This is a genomic window from Streptomyces herbicida (assembly GCF_032656585.1).
Taxonomy (GTDB): Bacteria; Actinomycetota; Actinomycetes; order Streptomycetales; family Streptomycetaceae; genus Streptomyces; species Streptomyces herbicida.
Map to the genome: position 1 here is coordinate 51,624 of NZ_JAUYWJ010000013.1, position 22,889 is coordinate 74,512.

Here is a 22,889-nt window from a genome sequence, read left to right on the forward strand (position 1 = left end):
GGGCAGGGGAGAGGCTCACAGCGCGATCGGCTTCCGTTCGCCCTGGCCGCCTCTACCTCCCCGGTGCTCTTCAGCCACTCCTCCGTACGCGCCCTCAACGACCACTCGCGCAACCTCGCCGATCCGGGTTGGGAGCTGTTGCGCGACTGGCCGGCGTGGTCTTGGATGCGGTCGGAGGGAGGCAGGAGTCGGACCATATTCATCCGATCGGGATAGTGGTGATGCTGGAGTGTGGCGTCGCCTGTTCCGGACCACATGCGTCGCTGACCTGGAGTTCCTGATGGCCGACGGAAAGATCTGGCAGCGACTGCCGGTCCGGGAAGTGGCGCCGGACGCTGCAGGGTGCCATCCGTCGCTGGACCGGTACCAACTCCGCCACGCCGGCTCAGGGGACAGGCCTCACGTGGCACCGTCCGCGGCTCCGTTCTCCAGGGCGGAGCAGTTCCACGTTTCCGCAATGTGAGACCTGGCCGGAACTTATTGACCGACGGGGTGGGCGTCTGCTGAACTCACGTTCCATGACCCCGCGCGTGGATTTGACTCGGAGGCGCCACATCGACCTGGCGCACGTCTCCAGCGCGTTCTGTTGTCGTTGATCCGGAAAGTGTGTCGCTGATCCGCGAAGCGACCCTGGGCAGCGGCGTGTGTGCGCGGACGGCCTGCCTTCGGAAGGAGCGGTGCTGAGCCGCCGCCTCAGTGGTGTCTCCCCGAGGGACCGCGGTATCGACCGCATGATCGCCTTCTTCGCCCGCTCCTCTCTCCGCTCCTGCTCTCCCCCTCGGGAGAAGTACGTGCGTTGCGACTCGAGGTCGGCGAGGGGATGTGTCGTCAGCTTCGGCCCAAAGGCCTGTCGTGCAAGTGGCGCGGGCCCGACGGGATTTCCGCAGGAAACCCCGGACAGCGCGCGCTGGCGGGTGCGGTCGCACGACGTCCACCACACAGCTTGACCTTCGTCCGACACTCCTCGCGTCGTTGGTCCCTCGCATCGCTGCTGGACCGAGTATCGGCTTCGTGGCCGTTCATCGCTGCCCATCACCCGTTCACTCCGACTCTCAGCACCTGACAGTGCGCCCCCCCATTCCTTGAGAGGGACCTTCCATGGCTCCGTCCATCCGCAAACTCACGGGCCGCATCGGCGCGGTCGTCGAAGGCGTCGACCTCACGGCGCCTCCCGATCCCTCGACGATCACGACGCTCCGTCACGCCCTCAACGAGCACAAGGCGATCGTGCTCGACCACGTGTACCTCGACAACGCCGGTCAGGAGCGTGTGGCCGGGTGGTTCGGCGACCTGACAACCGCCCACCCGAACGTGCCGGCCGCCGACGGTACGACAAACGTGCTCGCCGTCGACAGCGAGACGTCCAAGGCGAACGAGTGGCACACGGACGTCACCTTCGTGCTCAACCCACCGCAGCTCACCACGCTCCGGTCCGTCGTGACCCCGCCGTACGGTGGCGAGACGCTCATCGCGAACGCGGCCGCGGCCTACCGCGACCTGCCCGAGCCGCTCCGCGCTCTCGCGGACTCGCTGCGCGTCGTGCACACAAACCAGTACGACTACGCGCGTCCTCAGGCCACGACGGCACAGCGGAAGGCGTACGACCGGGTCTTCGCCTCGACGCCGCACGAGACGGAGCACCCTCTCGTGCGGGTGCATCCGCTGACGGGTGAACGCGGCCTGTTCATCGGGGGCTTCGCCAAGCGGATCGTCGGCCTTTCGAGCAGTGAGTCGGCCGATCTGCTGCGCATCCTCCAGCCGTACGTGACCCGCCCGGAGAACGTCCTGCGCTGGACCTGGGCTCCCGACCAGCTGCTGATCTTCGACAACCGGATCACCCAGCACTACGGGGTGGACAACTACGACGGCCACCCGCGCCGCCTCAACCGTGTGACGGTCGCGGGAGATGTGCCGGTCGGTGTCGACGGCCGCCGCAGCGAGCAACTCGTCGGTGACGCCTCGCACTACAGCAGAGTGCTGGAGGTGGCTGTCTGATGACCGAGGTCAGCCTCGAGAGGCCGGCCGTCGTCCCGGCAGTTGCTGAGACGACGAGTGCGCCGGGGCGCGAGGTCTTCCTGCCGCGCGACGCCCGCCGCCAGACTCTGCTCCGCGCACTGCGCGAGCGCCTGCGCTGGCCGCTGGGGATCTACACGACTCCGGTCGTGATCCTCATCGCCTGGGAGGTCCTGGCCAGGGCGGGAGTGCTGAAGAAGACCTACGCTCCGGCACCGACGTCCATTGTCAAGTCCGCTGTCGATCTGTGGCAACAGGGCCTCCTCGGGCCGGACTTGGCCATCTCGCTGCAACGGGCCGGCATCGGTCTCGCGATCGGGCTCACGGTGGGCATCGTCAGCGGGGTGCTCGGCGGACTGCTGCGCAGCGGCGAGTATCTGTTCAACGGCGTCGTGCAGATCCTCAACACGATCCCGCTGCTGGCCGTGCTGCCGCTGATGATCGTGTGGTTCGGCATCGACGAGCTCACCAAGGTACTGCTGATCTCGTTCGGTGCGGGCGTCCCGATGTACGTCAACCTCTTCGCCGCGATCCGCGGCGTCGACCAGCGTCTGATCGAGATGACGCGGACGACGGGCGCGGGCACCTGGCGCCTCGTGACGCGGGTGCTGGTGCCCGGAGCCCTGCCGGGGTTCCTGGTCGGCCTCCGCTTCTCCCTCGCCTACAGCGTCCTGGGCCTCGTCGCCGCCGAGACGGTCAACGCCGACAAGGGTCTCGGCTTCCTCATCACCCAGGGGCAGACATACCTCCAGACCGGCCAGGTCTTCGTGGGGCTGGTGATCTACTCGCTCCTCGGTCTGCTCGCCGACCAGTTCGTCCGGGCTCTCGAGCGGGTGCTGCTGCGGTGGCGCCCCGGTTATGAGGCAGCATGAGCACGACCGTTGAGACCCAACCCCGCCAACAGGCCGGCGCCCTCGTCGAGAAGGTCGTCCGCCGGTTCGGAGACCGGGTCGTTCTCGACCACCTGGACCTCTCCATTGCCGACGAGGAGCTGGTGGTCCTGCTGGGCCCCTCCGGCTGCGGCAAGAGCACCCTCCTCCGGTTGCTCGCCGGTCTTGACCGGCCCGACGGCGGGCGGGTGGAGGTGCCTGCGAAGCGCGCGATCGTGTTCCAGGCCGACCGCCTGCTGCCGTGGCAGCGGGTGCTGCGCAACGTCACCCTCGGCCTGCACGGACCAGATGCCGAGCAGCGAGCCCTCGACGTACTCGCCGAGGTCGGCCTCTCGGGCCGCGAGAAGGCATGGCCCAAGGAACTCTCCGGCGGCGAGGCCCAGCGGGTGTCGCTGGCGCGGGCGCTGGTCTCGGAGCCCGAACTCGTACTGCTCGACGAGCCGTTCGCGGCCCTGGACGCCATCACCCGGCTGCGCATGCACGACCTCGTGCGGGCGCTGCGCAGCAAGCACCACGCGGCCATGCTGCTCGTCACCCACGACGTCGACGAGGCGATCGCGCTGGCCGACCGCGTCGTCGTCATGAACAACGGACGCATCGGAACCTCCCACCTCGTCGAGCTGTCGGCCGCGGACCGCGAGGCGAGCATCGCGCGCGAGGAACTGCGCTCCGCGCTCCTGGAAGACCTCGGCCTGGCCAACCAGCACTGACTTCCCCCGCCACACCCGGCAACTCCTCCCACCACAGCACAGAAAGCACGTGAGAACCCATGTCCAGAAGATCCTCCCGAATCGTCGCTGCCGTCGGCCTGCTCGCCCTGGGGAGCACGCTCGTCGCCTGCGCATCGACATCGGAGGCCGCCGCTCCTCTGAGCAGCCCCAGCGGACCGGGCGCCGACGGCCACCCCGAGTGGAAGAAGTACACCTTCACCATCGGCGACAACGGCGGTGACGGCAGCCAGGAGCTGGCGAAGATCACCGGCGTGTTCGACAACGCGCCCTACAAGGTGAAGTTCGCCCGCTTCACCTACGGCCCGCCGCTCGTGCAGGCCGCCGCTTCGGGCGACATCGACCTGGGCAGCGTCGGCGACGTACCGCCGATCACCGGCGCCGCGAAGGAGTACGGCTTCAAGGTCGTCGCCGTCAACCGTTCCCTCAGGCCCACCCAGGCGAACGAGAACATCATCGTGCCCAAGGGCTCGACGCTGAAGAAGCTCGCGGACCTCAAGGGCAAGAAGCTCGCTGTGCCGCAGGGCAGTTCGGCTCACGGTCTGGCACTGAACGCGCTCAAGAGCGTGGGCCTCACCCCCAAGGACGTGAAGCTGGTCTTCCTCGACCCGGCGGCCGGTGCCACGGCGTTCAACACCGGCAAGGTGGACGCCTGGTCGATCTGGAACCCGCAGTCGGCGATCGCAGTCAAGAACGGTGCCCGGATCCTGGCGAAGGGTCTCCCTCCGATCGACCAGACGAGCAGTTACTACGTCGCGAGTGAGAGTTCGCTGAACGACAAGACCAAGCGGGCGGCTCTCACCGATGTCCTGCAGCGGCTGGCCCACGAGTTCGCCTGGGCCGTCAAGCACGAGGACAAGTACGCGCAGGCGATCGCCAAGGAGGAGGGCATCCCCTTGGACGACGCCAAGGCGTCCCTGAAGGCCTTCGAGACCCGGGTGACCCCGGTGGGGAAGTCGGACATCGCGGCGGAGCAGAAACTCGCCGACGCCTTCCTGGAGGCGGGCCAGATCACCAAGAAGGTCGACGTCTCATCGATCACCGACAACCTCCTTCCGGCCGGCTACGACAGCTCGAAGCTGTCGGTCGGCTGAGCCGGCGCACTACGAAGGACTGGAGAGCACTCGTGAGCGACCAGAGAAGACGCCGGCTCCACCTCAACGCCTTCCTCATGGAGGCCGGCCACCACGAGGCGGCGTGGCGGCTCCCGCACAGCAACCCGCGGGCGGACTTCGACCTGCGGCACTGGATCGAACTGGCTCAGTTGGCCGAGAGCGCCAAGTTCGACTCGCTGTTCCTCGCGGACGGCCCGGCGATCATCGGCACGGGCGAGTTCCGGCCGCCGGGCCAGCTCGAGCCGCTCACTCTGCTGACCGCGCTGTCGCAGGCGACCAGCAGGATCGGACTCATCGCGACCGTGTCGTCGACGTACAACGAGCCGTACAACCTCGCTCGCCGGCTCGCCTCGGTCGACCATGTCAGCGGCGGCCGCGCCGGCTGGAACATCGTCACCTCAGCGGGCGCCGACGAGGCGGCCAACTTCGGCCTCGTCAACCGCCCCGACCACGCCGCGCGGTACGCCCGCGCCGACGAATTCCTGCACCTCGCCAAGGCACTGTGGGACAGCTGGGAGTCCGAGGCCGTCGTCGCCGACAAGACCACGGGGCGCTACGCCGACCCCGCCCGGATCCACAGGCCCGACCACCGGGGCACGTACTTCTCGGTGGCCGGCCCGCTCAACGTCGAGCGCCCGCCGCAGGGGTACCCGCTGCTCGTGCAGGCCGGCTCCTCCGAGGACGGCAAGGACTTCGCGGCCCGGCACGCCGAGGCGATATTCACCGCTCACCAGACGTACGAGCGCGCGGCCGACTTCTACGCCGACATCAAGGCCAGGGCGAGGGTCGCGGGGCGTGACCCGGACGGTGTGATCGTGCTGCCGGGGATCGTCCCGTACATCGGGTCGACCGAGGAGGAGGCCCGTGCGCTGGCGAAGGAGTTCGACGAGCTGCGCATACCGGATTACGGGCTGCGGCAACTGGCCGCGGTCTTCGAGACCGAGCCGTCGGTGTTCGAACTCGACGCGCCACTGCCGGACTTCATCCTCGCGCGGCCGAAGCTGGAGGGCTCGCAGAGCCGCTCCGACCTGATCATCGAGCTCGCCGTCCGCGAGCGGTTGACGGTCCGCCAGATCATCTCGCGGCTCGGCGGCGGCCGCGGCCACTTCGAGTTCATCGGCACGCCTGAACAGGTGGCGGACACGATCATCACCTGGTTCGAGGGCGGTGCCGCGGACGGGTTCAACATCATGGCACCGGCCCTGCCGTCCGGCCTGGAAAGCTTCATCGAGCACGTCCTGCCGATCCTTCGCGGCAAGGGCCTGTTCCGTGAGGAGTACGAAGGAACGACCCTGCGCGATCACTACGGGCTGCCGGTGCCGGCCAACCAGTTCCACCTGGAAGAGCACCATGTGTCCGGTGGCTGACAGCAAACCGCCGGCTCTGCTCGTCCAGGGGCCTGGATCTGGAGATCCCCTACGGCGCCTTCTTCGGGTTGCTCGGTCACGCTCACCGCTTTCGGCCACGACCACCGAAGCCGTGCAGCCCGACGGATGCTGGGCCTGACCGAGCAGGAGATCAACGTCGACCGGTTCCTGTCGATCCGGCGAATCCTGATCTACCACGCTGGGTACCACGGCATCGGACGGAAGGCGGCCGTCCGGCGCGCACCGGGACGACCAGCCTGTCCGAGGCCCGGCGCGAAGGGTACATTCACGACGTGTTCGCGAGTCCGCTGCGCTGGTGGGAAATCAACGCGGCACTGGTGAGCGGTGGTCTCGTCAGAGGCGCCGTCGTGGGTGGGGGAGTGCTGGCGGCGGCTCTCCCGCTCACCGGCGGCCGGAGCGCGGTTGCCCCCTCGTCCTGCTGTTCGGCACGCTCGGTGTGCTCCTGGTCGCCGCGCAGGTGGGCGTGAGCGCGGGCAGCCTCGTCAGGCCGCTCGACCACGTCTATTCCATGGAGCCGATCGTTCTGTTGCCGCTGGGCTTCCTCGGCGGAGTCTTCTACTCGGTCCGGCAGCTGCCCCCGGTCTGTCTGGGACGTCCTGAGCCACCTCGACCCGGTTCTGCCTGGCCCAGGTCGAGCGGGTCGGCTTCCTCCGCTCGGGCGAGTCGGCACGGGCTCATGGACTGGGCCCTCGCCTGCGCGCTCTCGGCGTGGCCCGCCGCCCATGTTGGCCACCGGCCGTCTCAAGTCCTGATACCCGTCACGGAAATGAACGCATGCCATGACGAGCACCGATTCCGAACAGACCCTGCCACCGACGTGCTCGTGGTCGGCGGCGGCCCCGCGGACACCTGAGCCGCGATCAAGGCCGCCCAGGCCGGCGCCGACGTCGTCCTGGCCGACCGGGCCAGGGAAGCGGCCGCGATGGTCGCGCACGGGCGCTGGATGTACCACGCCGCTGTGCAGCGGACGGAGTCGCGCGGCATGCGTGCTCGACACGCGTTTTCGACCGCGGCCCTGACGGCGTTCCGGTGATCGCGCGGCACGACAACTGCCGGACCTGCTTCCAGTGTGAGGCGTACTGCCCGACCGACGCGCTGTTCGTCGCCCCGCTCGCGACCGAGCTCGTTCGCGGCTCGCGCTTCCATGATGTGCGGGAGCTCGAGGAATCCGGCCTGCTCGGCGGGTACCGTCGTGAGCTGGGCTGGGGCAGAGGAAGGGCGCTCGGCGCTCGTGCGGCGGTCGGGCCCGAGTTCCCGGATTAGCCATGACCGATCCCGCTGAGTGGTCCGGGACGGACCGTGGTCCCGGCGTTTGCTGAACTTGGCGCAGTCCAGCGGGCGGCGCCGACGGCGGGCCCGGGTTGTCGCTCCGCGCGTGGCGCGCGGCGGACCGGGTCAGTGCGCCGTGGAACCACGTGCAGGCGGGGCCGTCTCCTCTGCGTACCGCAGGACCGGCTCCGCTGCGGGGGTGATGCCTGCCTCTGCGGAGCCGGTGCTGTGCGCTGGGTGTGGCGTGGTCGGTGGCGCATCCCGTGCCGAGCGTGAGCCGTTCGTTCAGCGTGTGACCAGCAGGACCCGGCTGCGCAGCACCCGCCGCTCCAGCGGGCTGAAGATCAGCAGATCGATGGCGATACCGACGAGCCGGATCAGGAAGATGGCCAGGAACACCTGCGACATGGTGGAGTTGTTCCGCCCGTTCTCCAGCAACTGGCCAAGCCCGACGCCCAGATCGGGCGACGAGGCGATGATCTCGGCGGCCATCAGCGACCGCCGCGAGAACGCCCAGCCCTGCTTCAGCCCCGCCAGATGCCGGGCAGCGCCCCCGGCATCACGATGTGCCAGGCCCCGCGTAGCCCGGTCGCGCCCAGTGTTCGTCCGGCGTGTAGGAGCAGGGGCGGGATCTGGTCGATGCCCGCTACGAGGCCGTTGGCGATGGACGGGACCGCGCCGAGCAGGATCACGGCGTACATCATCGAGTGGTTCAGGCCCAGCCAGATCACGGCCGGTGGCACCCCGGTCACCGACGGCAGTGACTGCCGGCCGGACAGGATGGGGCCAATGGCCGACCGGACGAACCCAAGCCGGGCGACCAGCAGGCCGAACGGCGTACCGACGGCGAGCGCCATCAGGAAGCCGATCAGGCCACGTGAGACGCTGGTCCAGATGCAGCCGACCAGCCTGCCCTGGAGCCAGGCATCGCGGACCTCGCCCCACACGGCGGACGGCGAGGGCAGCTCGTAGTCGGGGGTGGCCTCGGCCCACACCCGCAGCTGCCAGACCACCAGCACCGGTGCGACGGCGGTGACGGGCGGCAGCACTTCGCGTATCAGGGTCTCGCGCAGCGGCCTGCGACCGGCTTGCACTGACTCCAGCGCGTCGAGCCCGGCCTCGAGCCCCGTCAGACTGTGCGGGTCCTGGGGGGCTCCTCGGATGCCGGGGAGCCGTCCTTCGCGACGTCGACGTCGACGCCGCTGTCAGTGCTGGCCGTGACGGCGGATCTCCCCCCGCAGTGCTTCGGTGATCTCGACGGACAGCTCGGCGACGGCGCTGTCCTCGATGCGGCGCGGCTGCGGGATGCCGACGGTCCACTCCCGGGCGATTCGTCCCGGTCGTGAGGCCAATAGCACCACCCGCTGGGCCAGCCGGACCGCCTCTCGCACGTTGTGTGTCACGAACAGCACCGACAGTCCCGTGTCGCGCCAGATGCGGGTGAGCTCGTCATGCAGTACGTCACGGGTGATCGCGTCCAGCGCGGCGAACGGCTCGTCCATCAGCAGCAGTCGGCTGTCCTGGGCCAGTGCGCGGGCCAGCGCGACGCGCTGTCGCATCCCGCCGGACAGTTCGTGCACCCGCTTGCGGTATGCGCCTTGCAGCCGTACGAGTTCCAGCAGTCGTTCCGCCTCCGGTCGGCGCTGCGGCTTGCCGATCCCGCGCAGTTTCAGCGCGAGCTCGATGTTCTTGCCCGCGGTCAGCCACGGGAACAGGGCGTGTTCCTGAAACATCAGGGCGGGCCGACCGTCCGTCTCGATCGAGCCGGCGGACGGCAGGTCCAGTCCCGCGACCAGGTTGAGCAAGGTGGACTTGCCGCAGCCGGAGGCTCCCAGGAGGGTGACGAACTCGCCCGGTGCGACATCGAGGGTGATGTCGTCCAGCACGAGCTGCTGTCCGCCGGGTGTGCCCGGGGCGGGGAAGGACTTCGAGACGTGCTCGATACCGACGGCGTGCGTTACCGCCGTGGCGTCCTCGGCAGCCTTGGCGCTCGTGGTCGCCATGGTCGTCACCCCTGGGAGCTCATCGGGTCCGGTTGTCGTTACTTGGTGCCGAGACCGGCGTCGTCGACCTCCTCCTTGCCCTCGGCCTTGAGGACCTTGTTGAGCGGTGCGAGGTCGTAGATGCCCTTCAGGTCGGGCTTCTCCAGGAGACCGGCCTTGATCGCGTGCTGCGCCTCGGTGCTGAGGGTGGAGGCCAGCGGGTCGTCGAGGAAGGTGACGGACTTCCAGGCCGGGTCGATGACGTCGGCGGGCAACGCCTTGCCCGAGAGCTTCTCCAGTGCCGTGTTGGCGGCCGCCTTGGCCTTCTCAGGGTTGGCGTTGATCCACTCGTTGGTCTTCACGGAGCCGCGCAGCACGGCCTCGACGACGTCGGGGTGCTCCTTGAGGAATTTCTGGGACACGATGATGTTCGTGATCACGAACTTCTTGTCGGGCCACAGGGTCGACTCGTCGAGCAGTACCTTGCCGCCCTCGGCGACCAGCTTGGACGCGGTCGGCTCCGGCACCCAGGCGCCGTCGATGGAACCGGACTTGTAGGCATCTGGGGTGATCTTGTTGTCCGTACGGACGACGGAGACGTCACCCTTGCCGCTCTCGGCGTCGACCTTCCAGCCCTGGTCCGCGACCCAGTTGAGGAACGCCACGTCCTGGGTGTTGCCGAGCTGAGGCGTGGCGATCTTCTTGCCCTTGACGTCCTTCAGGGACTTGATCTTCTTCGGGTTGACGACGAGCTTCACGCCGCCGGAGGCGGAACCGCCGATGATGCGCAGGTTCTTGCCGTTCGACTTGGTGTAGCCGTTGATGGCGGGGGACGGGCCGATCCAGCCGATGTCAATGGAGCCGGCGTTCAGCGCCTCGATCTCGGAGGGGCCGGCGTTGAACGTGGACGCCTTGATCGTGGTGCCGCCGAGTTCCTTCTGGAGCAGACCCTCCTGGACGCCCACGAGAGCGGTGGCGTGTGTGAGGTTGGGGAAGTAGCCGATCTTCACCGTGTCGGCGGAGAGCTTCTTGGCGCCTGCCGCGACCGAGGGCTGCTTGCCGTCGTCGGTGGACTCGGAGCCGTAGCCGCAGGCGGTGAGCAGGAAAGGGAGTGCGGCTATGACGGCGACGGTGCGCAGGGTGGTGAGCGGTCTTGCGGCAGACACGGAGGTGTCCTCTCAGGGAGTGGGCGATCAGGGAGATACGAAGATGCGAGGCGACAGCTTGTCGGGCACGCAACACTCCACGCCTCGGCCGTCAGCGGCGCACATGCCGTCGCGGGCTGAGAAATGGAACGTGGGGAAGCGCCGTCAGCCGAGGTGTCCGCCCCGCCGATGGAGGCAGAGCCGGTTCGGAGAGGGGCAGGTTTTGCGGCGTCAGAGGGGCCGACAGATGGCGCTGGACGTACGGCCGAGGTCGATATGACGACGTGAGGTCAGAAGGGGCAGCACCCGGCCTGTGCGATCGAGCGTTCTCATGGCCACCCCCAGTTCCCTAGTATTCCTACCTGGCTGATGGGGATCGTGGCAGAAGGCGGCGTTCACTCCAAGGGGGTGTTCGCATGATGGACGTCGCTATCTCGCTCTATGAGATCAACCTGTGAGTCGCCCAGCCTGTCAGGGGTTTGCCCAGGCGCCCGGGGTGTTGGTCAATGCGCTTACGTCCACGGGCAGTTGGGCTGATGCGACGTCGGCAAGCGACACGCCCTCAAGGATCTCGCGCACGTTGGACCGCAGCGCGATCCACAAGGGGAGCAGCGACTCGGCTGGGCCGGTGTAGGACAGCTCCGGGGGGCGGACCCCGCGCACCGAGACCAGCGGTCCGTCCACGGTGCGTATGACATCGGCGATGCTGATGGATGCGGCGGCCTTGGCCAGCCGGTAGCCGCCGTTGGCGCCGCGCTGGCTGAGGACGAGACCGCCCCGGCGCATGTCGTTCAGGATGCTTTCGAGAAATTTGTGCGGGATGTCCTGGGCGCCGGCGATGGCCTCGGCCTTCAGTGGCCCGTCATCCCGTGACGCGGCGAGCTGCAATGCGGCGCGTACTGCGTAGTCCGCCCTGGCTGAGATCCGCATATGCGCATTATCCCGTACTGCTTCGGTCGGGTGTGCCCTACCTGGCGGCCGAGGTGCTCAGGCCGTGGCAGGGGGTGTAGTGGATGCGTAGTCGCCCTCGATGATGTGGTTGAGTGTGCCGTCGGCGTCGGCGGGACGATGCTCTCCAACCGCGCCTACATGGGCGCCGGCCCACGTTCGCATGGCGAATGTCCCTCATGTCGAGTCGGCGGCTGGGAGGTACCGAGACCAATTCATCGTGGAGCACGCCTGTCACTGATCCGGCCCTCGAGGGCTTGTCGGTCAGACAGGCAGGACGAAGGGCGGGTGCGCTCCGTTCAGGAAGTAGTCCCCGACGTCGCGGAGTCGGTGGGCGACGGGCTCGTACAGGGTGAGGGTTCGGGCATTGCGCCAGAAGCGGTCGAAACCCAGCCGCGAGGACGCGGAGCGGGAGCCGATGACGTCGAGAGCACGGGTGGTGGACTCCTGCGCAGCCCTGGAAGCAGCGGCTTCAGCCATGGCCGCCAGGACCGAAATGTCCGCGTACTCGTCGTAGGTGAGGTCTTCGCCCCGTGCCAGCCCGCCGCGTACGGCTTCCAGCGCTTGCTCGGTGAGTGCGGAGGCGGAGCGGGCGAGGACGGTGAGTTCTCCGTAGGTGGTCAGCACATCCGGGTCCTGGGGAGAGCCGACCGGCCAGGCGGGATGCCAGGGCGAGTGGCCCGCCCTGCTGTACTCACGGGCTTCGGCGAGCACTCCCTCGGCCATGCCGAGAAGGAGCTGGACGGAGAGCAGACGTCCGACCGGCGATGTGAGGGCGGTCAGGGGCGACAGGGCATCATCGTCCGCGGAGAGGGAGCCGAGCACGTCATGGGCGACGACCGGCACGGCGTCGAACTCCGCGTTGCCGCCGGCCGCGAGCCGCTGGCCGAAGGTGTCGGCGTCGCCGTCGATCCGCACGCCGTCTTGGGCGGGATCGACGATGACGGCGAGTGGTTCGCCAGTGTCGGCTCGTACGGCCCGCACTGCGAGGCGGTCGGCGACCAGGACCCCGGTGGCGTAGCTCTGACGACCGTCGAGCACATAGCCGCGGCCCTTCCTGGCCAGCGTCAGCGGCGGTTCCTGACGGGCGAAACCACCGCCCCAGCACCAGCCCTCCGCCGCGGACTGCCGCTCGACCCGAGCGGCGAGGGCGGGCTCGGTGAAGAAGCGAGTGCTCCACGACAGGAAGTAGTGACAGCCGAGCAGTTGAGCGATCGCGCCGTCGGCGGCGGCGATCTCCCGGACGACTGCGTAGGCCGTGTGCCAGTCCGCGCCACCTCCCCCAAGCTCGCCCGGCACGAGGAGTGTCAGAAGTCCCGCCTCACGCAGCCCCGACACCTCGTCGAAGGGGGCCTTGCCTGCATGCTCTCTGGCCACCGCGTCCGTGGCCAGGTCGTCCGCCGTCTCGCGGGCCACGCGCAGCCAGTGCGCAGGGCCGGGCACGGTCCGGTCGGATTCCTTGGGGGGTCCGGACGACGCGGTGGCAGCGCCCATGGTGTGGTCTCCTCAAGCTCGGTGGCAGGGCGCGGTGTTGGGGCCCTCTTGCTGGTCGGGCACGTACTTGTAGCCCACGCGCCGTACGGTGACGATCCGGCGCCGGTGAGTCCTGCCCAGCTTGCGGCGTAGCCGCGCGATGTGGACGTCCACGGTGCGGCCGTCGCCGATGTGCTCGTAGCCCCAGATGCCCGTCATCAACTGCTCGCGCGAATGCACCTGGTGGGGATGCAGAACGAGATGAGCCAGCAGCCCGAACTCCAGGTAGGTGAGGTCCAGCTCGCGTCCGTCGATTTCTGCGACATGTCGTTCGGCATCGATGCGGATGACACCACCTTCCGTCCGCTGCATGGGAGGTGAGTCCGTGTAGGCGAGCGGTCGGATCTCCGGCCGTGTCACGTCCTTGGCGAAGAGTTGGGCGGGGTCGGTGCCCTCGGGGACGAGCAGGAGATAGCCGACGAAGGGAGGGGAATCGTTTCCCTCATCGCTGTCCTGTGCGGTGTCGCCAACGAGGCGAAGACGGCGAATGTCGGAAAGCGGCGAACCCGATGGAGTGGCCTGGGCCGGAAGTGCCGTGGTCATGGCGGTCGTCCTTCAGAAGTACGTCGGGCCATCAGGCGCTGTGGGTGGGTTCGCCTGATGATCTGGGGTGAGGGAGAAGGAGCGGAGTGACACGCGTAACGTAGTGAGCCGCGTGCCTACACGCGACAGCAGGCGGCACTGACGACGTGACCAAAGTCGACATGCCGACGACGAACGAGTCGTTGCTGCGTGTGGGACATGTGCATCATCTTGCGCACTCGTTGGACGGGCCGTCAACACTTCCCTAGTAAATCGATAGGAAATATAGGGAACGCAACTGCGAATGCCTCACCAGTCGCCGTCGACCGCCCGGCGGGCGTCGGGTGCGGTCGCCCTGTCCACGCAGTGCGGCGAGACGGGCCCTGGTCTCTGCAGAGGTGTGGGCGGCAGCCCGCGGGCGGAGCCACGCGCGTAGCGGCGTTCGGCGTAGAACTGCCCCGCGATGAGCGCGTGGGTGACGGCGATGCACCAGAGGGTGGCGACGATCGGCAGCGAGATGGCCTGGTATGTCTGGTTGTGGACCAGCTGCACCGAGTACGGCCGGTCGCACGGCCAGCACGCTGACGATGCTCAAGGCAGGTCCGGCATCCGGGCCGTAGTTGACGAGAGGCGAGATGTACTGCTCAATTAATTGCATGAATGCCGGACAGTGCCTGGTCACCCGTGACCACATCGACTTCGGTCGGGTGTGGTCCGCCGCGTGTTGCGCCTGACGCGGCAGCGGGCCGTCTGACCGGCCCTTCGCTCCCTCGGTGACCCCGTCGCGGGCCGAGTTCCTCTCTTCGCGGCGCCGTCGTACGCACGTGCTGAACGCACGCTGAATTCACGTATGGACGGTTCTGCGAGACCTGACACGTGCTGCCGCTGCCCGGCCTCGCCCTGAGCCCATGCCCAGCGTCATCGCCAGGAGAAGCTGCTCATCGAGTGGAGCAAGGAGAACGACGAGGTCGGCCGGAAGCCGGTGAACATCAATTACTACTAGAACGACAGCGACACCCACCCCGCCCTGCAGTCCGGCCGGATCGACCTCTACCCCGGCCCGAACCTGACCGCTGGCTACCACGCGGCCACCACTGGAAGGCCGAGGTTGTCGGCACCTACTCCGGCGCCGACGCCACCCTCCAGGGCCTCATCGCGGCCACCACCGAGAAGGACAGTGGATCTGGTCAGACCGCTCGCCAACGCGCTCAACGAGATCATCCACAACGGCACGTACCCAAGGTGCTGGAGCACTGGGGCCTGCACGACGAGCCGTGACCAAGTCTGAGATCAACCCGCCCCGACCGCCCAAGACCAACAAGTAGCCGTCGCAGGGATACAGGGCCGCAGTACCGCCGTGGTATGCGGCCCCGGACCGCGATCCCGCGCCAACCTCACGCTCGCGAAGGGTCCGCCATGGCCACCGTCCTGTCCGTCTCCGGAAGTCCGTCCGCCACCTCTCGTACTGCCCGCCTGCTGCGCCACCTGGATGCGCGGCTCACGGCCCAGGGACACCAGGTGGTCCCCCTGGACGTCCGCACCATCCCCGCCGAGGCTCTGCTCGGTGCCGACTTCCGGCACCCGGCGATCGTCGAGGCGACCGCGCTGTTCGCCCGCGCCGACGGGGTCGTGATCGGCACGCCCGTCTACAAGGCCGCCTACTCCGGGCTGCTGAAGTCCCTGCTGGACCTGCTGCCGCAGTACGCTCTTGCCGGCAAGACGGTCCTACCGCTTGCGACCGGCGGGACCACGGCGCACGTCCTGGCGATCGACTACGCCCTGCGCCCGGTGCTCAGCTCCATGGGCGCGGCGCACATCGTCCAGGGCTGGTTCACGCTCGACAAGGACATCGCGGTGGACGACGACGGCACCCTGACCGTCGCGCCGGGTGCGGGCGAGGCCCTCGTACAGGTCGTCGACCAGTTCTCCGACGCCCTCGGCAGCCGTACGGCCCTGCTGGCGGCCGCCGGATGAGCACCTTAACCGTGACCGTCGACGACGAACGGGCGCCCGGCGACGATCCCGGTAGCTGGATATGACGCAAGCCCCGGCGAACAGTGCGTTCAAGGTACTCGTCGTCGATGAAGCACAGTTGGCGCGTGGGCGCTCAGCGGCTCGGGCCGCCACTCAAGCCGCAACGCGGAAGCCGATGTTGCCCGTGGAGCTGTCGGGGGTGTTGCGGCTCCGCGCCGCGACGCGGTAGCGATTGCAGTAGGAGTCGTGGCACAGGTAGGAGCCGCCGCGCATCGCCCGCGAGGTGTCCGGTCTGAACCAGTCGGCGCACCACTCCCACACGTTCCCGACGGTGTTGTAGAGGCCGTAGCCATTGGGGCGATAGGACTTCGCGGGTACCGTGCCGGGTCCGGCCGGGCCCGTGTGGTCAGTGGGGAAAATACCCTGCCAGATGTTGAGCATCGTCCGGCCGCCGGGGGCCAGTTCATCGCCCCAGGGGTAGCGGCGGCGGACGAGGCCGCCGCGGGCCGCGTACTCCCCCTCCGCCTCGGTGGGCAGCCTCGTACCGGACCACTCGCAGAACGCCTGTGTGTCGTTCCAGGACACATGGACGGCGGGGTGGTTCTGCCGCGGACACCCTGCCCTACGCGCTAGCAGCCTGCCGTGCGCCCCGGGCCGCACCGACCCCTCCCGCGCTGTTTCGCCCTCATGACGAGGACCCGCCATGCTTTCCCCCGCCCCCGCCGAATCACCGCCGGCGGCGCGTGGAGATGAGTGACCAGCCACGGACCTGAACGGCCGCCGCTAGCCCACGAGTTCGCGTACAAGCGCGGCGACCTGCTCCACTTCGATGAGGAAGCCGTCATGACCGTGGGGGGATTCGATCACTCGGAGGTGGTCTGCTGCGTGGATCCCGGCGGCCAGCTCCGCCTGTTGGGTGAGGGGGTACAGGCGGTCCGAGCTCACGCCGGCGACAAGCGTCCTGGCCGTCACACGGCGCAGGGCGGCGCGCGTACCGCCACGATCGCGGCCGATGTCATGACTGTTCATGGCGTCTGCCAGCACGACATAGCTGCCCGCGTCGAAGCGGCGCACCAGCTTCGCGGCGTGGTGGTCGAGATAGGACTCCACCTGGTACCGGCCGCCGTTCCAGGGGTCCTCCGTAGCCTGGGGCGTGCGCCCGAAGCGGACCTCCAACTCCGGCTCGCTGCGGTAGGTGACGTGGGCGATCCGGCGGGCCAGGCCGAGCCCCGCGTGCGGGCCCCAGCCGGTGTCGTGGTAGTCGCCGCCGCGCCAGTGCGGGTCGCTGCGGATGGCATGGAGCTGAATGTTGGCCCAGGCGATCTGCTCCGCGCTTGCCGTCGCCGTGGTGGCGAGCAGGAGAAGTGCGCTCGTGCGCTGCGGATACGACACGGCCCACTCCACGGCGCGCATCCCGCCCATGGAGCCGCCGACCACCAGGGCCCAGCGGTCGATGCCGAGTGCGTCGGCCAGGCCGGCTTCCGCAGTGACCTGGTCGCGCTGTGTCAAAGAGGGGAAGGTGCCGCCCCAGTGGTGTCCGTCGGGACGCCTTGAGGACGGTCCGGTACTGCCCTGGCAGCCGCCCAGCACGTTGGGAGCGACGACGAACCAGCGGTCCGTGTCCAACGCCAGACCGGTCCCGATGAGCCCGTCCCACCAGCCGGGGGTGGGGTGACCGGGTTCGGCCGGTCCGGCGACATGGCTGTCGCCGGTGAGCGCGTGGAGCACCAGTACTGCATTGGAGCGATCCGGTGCCAGCCGCCCCCAGGTTTCGAACGCGAGTCGCACACCGGGCAGTTCACCGCCGGCCTCCAACGGCAGCGGGCTCTCCCGCAGATGCCATTGGCGGCGCCCCGGAGGGTCCCCCTCCCGCCAGGCCCCGGACGCCGGCGGGAGGGGGAACTCGGGGGTCGCCAGTACCGTGTTCAGGACGTGCCCTTCGCCGCGCGGAAGCCTGCCTCCAGGTCCGCCTTGAGATCGGCTAGGTTCTCGATGCCGACCGACAGACGAACCAGGCCTGGCGAGGTGCCGGTCGCCACCAACTGCGCGTCGTCCAGCTGGCTGTGGGTGGTGGACGCCGGATGGATGATGAGGCTGCGTACGTCGCCGATGTTGGCGAGATGGCTGAACAGCTCGACGGCATCGACGAACCGCTTGCCGGCCTCGACCCCGTCGCGCAGTTCGAAGGCCAGGACCGCGCCGGCGCCCCGCGGTAGATAGCGCCGCCCTGCCTCGTACCACCGGTTGGACTCCAGGCCCGGGTAGTGGACGGCGGCGACCTCGTCGCGCTGTTCCAGCCATTCGGCCAGGGCCTGGGCGTTGGCGGAATGCCGTTCGATGCGCAGGCTGAGCGTCTCCACGCCTTGCAGCAGCAGGAAGGCCGAGTGCGGGGAGAGGGCGGGCCCGACGTCGCGGAGCAGTTGGACGCGCAGTTTGATGGCGAAGGCGCCCGGGCCGAGCGCGGGCCAGTACTGCAGCCCGTGGTAGCTGGGGTCCGGTTCGCTGAAGTCGGGGAAGCGGTCGGCGTGCGCGCCGAAGTCGAAGGTGCCGCCGTCGACGACGACACCGGCGATGGTGGTGCCGTGGCCGCCGAGGAACTTGGTCGCGGAGTGGACGACGATGTCTGCGCCGTGCTCGATGGGCCGCAACAGATACGGGGTCGGCACGGTGTTGTCCACGATCAGCGGGACGCCCGCCTCGTGCGCGACGTCGGCCACCGCCCGTACGTCGAGCACATTGCCGCGCGGATTGCCGAGTGTCTCGGCGAACAGGGCCTTCGTGTTGGGCCGGATCACCGCTCGCCAGGCGCCGAGGTCGTCCGGGTCGTCGACGAAGGACACCTCGATGCCGAATTTGGGCAGGGTGTGGCGGAAGAGGTTATAGGTGCCGCCGTACAGGGACGTGCTGGAGACGATGTGGTCGCCCGCGCTTGCCAGAGTCAGGATGGCGAGGGTCTCCGCGGCTTGCCCGGAGGCCAGGGCCACCGCGGCGATCCCGCCTTCGAGTGCGGCGATCCGCTGCTCGAAGACGTCCTGGGTCGGGTTGTGGATACGGGTGTAGATATTGCCCGGCTCGGCGAGCGAGAACAGGTCGGCGGCGTGCTGGGTGTCGCGGAAGACGAACGAGGTGGTCTGGTAGATCGGCACCGCCCGTGCCCCGGTCGTCGGGTCCGGCGCGGCGCCGGCGTGGATCTGCTTGGTCTCGAACGACCAGGCCGAGGTGTCGGGGCCGGCTGGTTCGTCCTCGGGGGTGTGGCCGGCGGTGACGGAGTCGATCGGCTGGCTCATGGTTCTCCCTTGTGCGGGGCGTGCGGGGTGCGTGAAGAGACCGCGGCGGCTGTCCGGACAGAAGCGGACAGGGCTGAGGACGGTGTGGCGCGGTGGTGAAGAAGGGGATCAGATGCCGGAGCGCGGCGTCAGCTCACGGCGGAACAACACGTGGTGGTGACACGCACGTAGTCAACGTGGCGGCGGGTCACAAGCACGGTCATGGGGTCAGGTAACCACAGATGGTGAGGGCGCACCAGCACGACTTGGAGGGTGACGATGCCTCGGGCGCTCGGCAAGGGCGCCGGCCGGTCGCTGTCTCACCCGTCGGGACACTCAGTGGACGCACCTGCAAGCGTGTGCTTTGATCCGACCATGGAGACCACTGGCCAGGCACACACGGTGCTGCTCGACCCGTTCTGGGTGAGCCGCCGCGCCGACCAGTTCGATGAGATCTGTCGTTGACCGTCGTGTAACGGCCCGCGATCTCACCCTCCCTTCCCCAACCTGCTCTCGGCGCACCCCTCTGCTCTGTCGGCAATCGACCGTTCCCTTAAGGCGTTTCCGCGCGCGCCGCCGCGTCCGGGTCCGCTGCCGCCGCGAAGGAATCCCATGGCACAGCCCACCGCCGCTCTCCCCGTCATCGACATCTCCCGCTTCCGGGACCCCGGCACCGACCGCGACGCCTTCCTGGCCGAACTCCGCGCCGCCGCCCACGAAGTGGGTTTCTTCTACGTCACCGGACATGGCGTCCCCTCGTCCGTACGGGACGAGGCCCTGCACGTGGCCCGCGCCTTCTTCGCTCTTCCGGAAGAGCGCCGACTGGAGATCGAGAACCTCAACTCGCCCCAGTTCCGCGGGTATACGCGCGCTGGAACCGAGTACACGGCCGCCAGCGCCGACTGGCGCGAGCAGATCGACATCGGTCCGGAGCGCGCGGCCGTAGAGGTCGGACCCGGCGATCCCGACTACCTCCGTCTCGTCGGGCCGAACCAATGGCCCTCCGCGCTACCTGAGTTGCGCGACATCGTGCTGCGCTGGCAGACGGAGGCGTTGCGAGTGAGCCGGGAGGTGCTGCGGGCACTGGCGGCCGCGCTCGGACAGGACGAGGGCTACTTCGACCAGTGGTTCGACGACGAGGCGGCCGTGCACGTCAAGATCGTGCACTATCCGCCGCGCCCCGCCGACGACGCCGACCAGGGAGTGGGCGCACACAAGGACTACGGCTATCTCGCCCTGTTGCAGCAGGACGAGGTCGGCGGGCTTCAGGTCCAGCGCGAGGACGGCTGCTGGATCGACGCCGTACCCCTGCCGGACGCCTTCGTGTTCAACATCGGTGAGATGCTGGAGATCGCCACCCAGGGCTATCTGAAGGCCACTCAACACCGGGTGATAAGCCCGCAGTCAGGTGTGAGCCGTTACTCCATCCCCTTCTTCCTCGGCCCGCGCCTCGACGCAGTCGTCAAGGCCCTTCAGCTGCCACCGGAGCTCGTGGCCCGCAGCCGCGGTGTGACCGACGACCCTGACAATCCCCTCCTGGCTGCCTTCGGGGAGAACGCCGTGGTCGGCTGGCTCCGCTCGCATCCGCGGGTCGCCGAACGCTGGTGGTCGGACGTCCTGGCGAAGCGTGAGGGCGGTCGATGAGTGGCGACGGCAGCGGGTGGGAGTTCGAGACGCGTCAGGTGCACGCGGGCGCCGTACCGGACCCCACCACCGGCGCACGCGCCGTGCCGATCCACCAGACCACCAGTTACGTCTACCGCGACACCGCCCACGCCGCTGCGGCCTTCGAACTCTCCGACCTCACCACGCACGCGTACACCAGGCTGTCGAATCCGACCACCGCCGTGGCCGAGGAGCGCATCGCGGCCCTGGAGGGCGGTTCGGCGGCCGTGGCGGTGGCCAGCGGACAGGCCGCGACGGCCCTGGCCCTGCTGAACCTGGCCCGCACCGGCGACCACATCGTCGCCTCTTCCTCCCTCTACGGCGGCACGCGCACCCTTCTTGAGTACACGTTCGCCGACTTCGGCATCGATGTCACCTTCGTCGACGACCCGGACGACCTGGGGGCGTGGTACTCCGCCGTACGCCCGACCACCCAGGCCCTCTTCGGCGAGAGCATAGGCAACCCACGCGGCAACGTCCTCGACATCGAGGCCGTCGCCCGCATCGCCCACAAGATCGGCGTCCCGCTCGTCGTCGACAACACCGTGCTCACGCCCTACCTGCTGCGCCCCTTCGAGCACGGCGCCGACATCGTCGTGCACTCAACCACCAAGTTCCTGTCCGGACACGGCACCGGCATCGGCGGGGTCGTCGTCGACAGCGGCCACTTCGACTTCGGTGCAGACCCCGACCGGTGGCCCGGCATCACGCGCCCCGACCCGACGTACAACGGGCTGTCCTTCTGGGACTCCTGCTCCGACCTCGGTCTCGCCTACGCGCTGCGCCTGCGCACCCGCCTGGTCCGGGATCTGGGACCGGCGGTCTCCCCCTTCAACAGCTTTCTGCTCCTCCAGGGGCTGGAGACGCTCAGCCTGCGCATCGAACGGCACGTCGCGAACGCCCAAACACTGGCCGCATGGCTGGAGGTACAGCCGCAGGTCGGCCGAGTGCACTATGCGGGCCTACCGTCCAGTCCCTGGCAGACCCAGGCCAAGCGGTACCTGCCGCGCGGCGCCGGAGCGGTCCTCGCCTTCGAACTCGCGGACGGACTGGAAGCCGGCCGCCGCTTCGTCGAAGGCGTACGGCTGTTCAGCCATCTCGCGAACATCGGCGACGTACGCAGCCTGGTCATCCATCCCGCCTCCACCACCCACGCCCAACTCGACGCCGGTCAGCAGGCGGCGGCAGGTGTGACCCCGGGCCTGGTGCGGCTCTCCGTAGGCCTGGAAGGAGTCGACGATCTCATCGCCGACCTCGAAGCAGGCCTGAGAGCGGCCTCCGTATGAGCACCGACAGCCTCCGTGATCCACGCACCGCCCACAGCCAAGAAGCACGATCCGTCATGCGCCGCAGCACCGCCGTCCGGCTCGCCGCAACCGCAGCGCTCGTCGGCCCGGCCGCGACCGCCTGCGGCACCGGCTCCGCCGACGACCCGGCGAACTGCGGACAGAGCAGCCAGGCCGTGGCGCACGAGATCGACACCGGCGCCGCCGTTGACGTACGCCTCGTGCTGGAGCCGACGAGCCTCGACATCGCCTCGACAGCGGGCGCGGCGCTCGACCGGATCCTGCTCGGCAACATCTACCAGGGCCTGCTGACCCGCGACGAGGACGACAAGGTCAAGCCGAGCCCGGCAATCAAGTACGCGGAGTCGTCCGACGGGCGCACCTACACGTTCCGGCTCGCCAGGGACGCCACCTTCCACGACGGCAGCAAGGTCACCGCAGCCGACGCCGCCTGGTCGTTGCAGCAGGTGACGAAGGCCGGCTCGAGGAACCCCGACGCGGCGGCGCTCGCATCGGTGAAGAGCGGGTCCGCCTCCGACGACCACACCGACGGCGTCAACCTCAAGCAGCGTGACACCGGCTTCACCTGGGGCCTGACGGGACGAGCGGGCATCGTCTTCAAGAAGGGCACCGACTCCTTCACGCCCGCCGACGAGGAGAACGGTACCGGGCCCTTCAAGCTGAACGCCTGGAAGCGCGGTTCCTGCATCACCGTCGTGCGTAGCGACGCCTACTGGGGCAAGAAAGCCAAGGTCGACTTCCACCACATCAACGACGGCAACGCCGCCAAGAACGTCCAGCAGACCGGCCAGCCCGACATCGAGACGGCAGCGCAGGCGGATCTGCTCCAGCCGTTCTCCGACAAGAGTAAGTACACGGTGCTACGGGGTGACACGACCGACAGGTTCACTCTCGCGCCGAGCAACGCCTCGGGCCCCACGAAGGACGTCCGGGCGCGGAGCGCTCACCAGTACCACCCTGGTCATCGTCACCCACGAGATCGGCCCGCGAGATCGCCCAGCGGGTCGTCTTCATCGACGGCGGCAAGATCGTCGAACAGAGGCCCGCCCTCCGAGGTCCTCGACAAGCCCTAGCACGAGCGGACCAGGAACTTCCTGAGCAAGGTCCTCTGACCCACCGCGGCCCCACGGCGACCCACGAGATC

Annotated in this window: 20 protein-coding genes and 2 pseudogenes; 11 read left to right on the forward strand and 11 right to left on the reverse strand. The window is 68.7% G+C overall.

Going from position 1 to position 22,889, the window contains the following annotated elements; genetic code table 11:
• Nucleotides 1–42: 42 nt before the first annotated feature.
• From Q8A52_RS26210 to Q8A52_RS26240, 7 genes are all read left to right on the forward strand, one after another.
• Complete coding sequence (locus Q8A52_RS26210) at nt 43–216, forward strand: membrane dipeptidase (protein WP_316756241.1); 174 nt, start codon at nt 43–45, stop codon at nt 214–216.
• A gap of 882 nt (nt 217–1,098) precedes the next feature.
• The gene (locus Q8A52_RS26215) at nt 1,099–1,995 is read left to right on the forward strand and encodes a TauD/TfdA dioxygenase family protein (RefSeq protein WP_316755820.1); all 897 of its coding nucleotides are present in this window, start codon (nt 1,099–1,101) and stop codon (nt 1,993–1,995) included.
• Nucleotides 1,995–2,885 (forward strand): ABC transporter permease, encoded by an 891-nt coding sequence (locus Q8A52_RS26220; protein ID WP_316755822.1) that lies wholly within the window; start codon nt 1,995–1,997, stop codon nt 2,883–2,885. Before Q8A52_RS26215 ends, Q8A52_RS26220 begins: the two co-directional genes overlap by 1 nt.
• On the forward strand, nt 2,882–3,613 hold the full coding sequence (locus Q8A52_RS26225; protein ID WP_316755824.1) for an ABC transporter ATP-binding protein: 732 nt from the start codon (nt 2,882–2,884) through the stop codon (nt 3,611–3,613). Before Q8A52_RS26220 ends, Q8A52_RS26225 begins: the two co-directional genes overlap by 4 nt.
• A gap of 59 nt (nt 3,614–3,672) precedes the next feature.
• The gene (locus tag Q8A52_RS26230; protein WP_316755826.1) at nt 3,673–4,725 is read left to right on the forward strand and encodes an aliphatic sulfonate ABC transporter substrate-binding protein; all 1,053 of its coding nucleotides are present in this window, start codon (nt 3,673–3,675) and stop codon (nt 4,723–4,725) included.
• A gap of 77 nt (nt 4,726–4,802) precedes the next feature.
• Nucleotides 4,803–6,113, forward strand: a complete 1,311-nt coding sequence (locus Q8A52_RS26235) for an LLM class flavin-dependent oxidoreductase (protein ID WP_408649257.1) — start codon at nt 4,803–4,805, stop codon at nt 6,111–6,113.
• Nucleotides 6,114–7,163: 1,050 nt separating this feature from the next.
• A complete protein-coding gene (locus tag Q8A52_RS26240) occupies nt 7,164–7,397 on the forward strand; it encodes a hypothetical protein (RefSeq protein ID WP_316755830.1) in 234 nt (77 codons plus the stop codon).
• Between the two features lie 291 nt (nt 7,398–7,688).
• On the opposite strand, the pseudogene Q8A52_RS26245 reads toward Q8A52_RS26240, so the two are convergent.
• The 8 genes and pseudogenes from Q8A52_RS26245 to Q8A52_RS26275 all read right to left on the reverse strand — a co-directional run bounded on the left by Q8A52_RS26245 (nt 7,689) and on the right by Q8A52_RS26275 (nt 14,085).
• Nucleotides 7,689–8,566, reverse strand: a pseudogene (locus Q8A52_RS26245) (ABC transporter permease).
• A gap of 42 nt (nt 8,567–8,608) precedes the next feature.
• Nucleotides 8,609–9,406: an ABC transporter ATP-binding protein gene (locus Q8A52_RS26250; RefSeq protein ID WP_316755831.1), complete on the reverse strand. Its 798-nt coding sequence runs from the start codon at nt 9,404–9,406 to the stop codon at nt 8,609–8,611.
• A 38-nt stretch (nt 9,407–9,444) separates the two neighbouring features.
• Entirely contained in the window at nt 9,445–10,551 is a 1,107-nt protein-coding gene (locus Q8A52_RS26255; protein WP_316755833.1) for an aliphatic sulfonate ABC transporter substrate-binding protein, read from the reverse strand.
• A gap of 210 nt (nt 10,552–10,761) precedes the next feature.
• Nucleotides 10,762–10,863: a putative leader peptide gene (locus Q8A52_RS49100; protein WP_361614562.1), complete on the reverse strand. Its 102-nt coding sequence runs from the start codon at nt 10,861–10,863 to the stop codon at nt 10,762–10,764.
• Between the two features lie 138 nt (nt 10,864–11,001).
• Complete coding sequence (locus tag Q8A52_RS26260; RefSeq protein ID WP_316755835.1) at nt 11,002–11,460, reverse strand: RrF2 family transcriptional regulator; 459 nt, start codon at nt 11,458–11,460, stop codon at nt 11,002–11,004.
• A gap of 282 nt (nt 11,461–11,742) precedes the next feature.
• A complete protein-coding gene (locus tag Q8A52_RS26265) occupies nt 11,743–12,972 on the reverse strand; it encodes an acyl-CoA dehydrogenase family protein (RefSeq protein ID WP_316755839.1) in 1,230 nt (409 codons plus the stop codon).
• Nucleotides 12,973–12,984: 12 nt separating this feature from the next.
• A complete protein-coding gene (locus tag Q8A52_RS26270) occupies nt 12,985–13,554 on the reverse strand; it encodes a winged helix-turn-helix transcriptional regulator (protein WP_316755841.1) in 570 nt (189 codons plus the stop codon).
• A 288-nt stretch (nt 13,555–13,842) separates the two neighbouring features.
• Nucleotides 13,843–14,085, reverse strand: coding sequence for a hypothetical protein (locus Q8A52_RS26275; RefSeq protein WP_408649249.1), 243 nt, complete (start codon nt 14,083–14,085; stop codon nt 13,843–13,845).
• Nucleotides 14,086–14,949: 864 nt separating this feature from the next.
• On the opposite strand from Q8A52_RS26275, the gene ssuE reads away from it, so the two are divergent.
• Nucleotides 14,950–15,507, forward strand: a complete 558-nt coding sequence (gene ssuE, locus Q8A52_RS26285; RefSeq protein WP_316755842.1) for an NADPH-dependent FMN reductase — start codon at nt 14,950–14,952, stop codon at nt 15,505–15,507.
• Nucleotides 15,508–15,660: 153 nt separating this feature from the next.
• Here ssuE and Q8A52_RS26290 read toward each other — a convergent pair.
• The 3 genes and pseudogenes from Q8A52_RS26290 to Q8A52_RS26300 form a co-directional block, all read right to left on the reverse strand.
• Nucleotides 15,661–16,110, reverse strand: a pseudogene (locus Q8A52_RS26290) (formylglycine-generating enzyme family protein); the annotation flags it as partial.
• 180 nt (nt 16,111–16,290) lie between these two features.
• Complete coding sequence (gene metX, locus Q8A52_RS26295; protein WP_316756243.1) at nt 16,291–17,436, reverse strand: homoserine O-acetyltransferase MetX; 1,146 nt, start codon at nt 17,434–17,436, stop codon at nt 16,291–16,293.
• A complete protein-coding gene (locus Q8A52_RS26300) occupies nt 17,433–18,794 on the reverse strand; it encodes a bifunctional o-acetylhomoserine/o-acetylserine sulfhydrylase (protein WP_316755844.1) in 1,362 nt (453 codons plus the stop codon). The genes metX and Q8A52_RS26300 overlap by 4 nt, the downstream gene beginning before the upstream one ends.
• A gap of 591 nt (nt 18,795–19,385) precedes the next feature.
• Between Q8A52_RS26300 and Q8A52_RS26305 the strand changes: the two genes are divergently transcribed.
• The 3 genes from Q8A52_RS26305 to Q8A52_RS26315 are packed head-to-tail and all read left to right on the forward strand — an operon-like array spanning nt 19,386 to nt 22,818.
• The gene (locus Q8A52_RS26305) at nt 19,386–20,417 is read left to right on the forward strand and encodes an isopenicillin N synthase family dioxygenase (protein ID WP_316755846.1); all 1,032 of its coding nucleotides are present in this window, start codon (nt 19,386–19,388) and stop codon (nt 20,415–20,417) included.
• Entirely contained in the window at nt 20,414–21,724 is a 1,311-nt protein-coding gene (locus Q8A52_RS26310) for an O-acetylhomoserine aminocarboxypropyltransferase/cysteine synthase family protein (RefSeq protein WP_316755848.1), read from the forward strand. The genes Q8A52_RS26305 and Q8A52_RS26310 overlap by 4 nt, the downstream gene beginning before the upstream one ends.
• 56 nt (nt 21,725–21,780) lie before the next feature.
• On the forward strand, nt 21,781–22,818 hold the full coding sequence (locus Q8A52_RS26315; RefSeq protein WP_316755850.1) for an ABC transporter substrate-binding protein: 1,038 nt from the start codon (nt 21,781–21,783) through the stop codon (nt 22,816–22,818).
• Nucleotides 22,819–22,889: the final 71 nt, after the last annotated feature.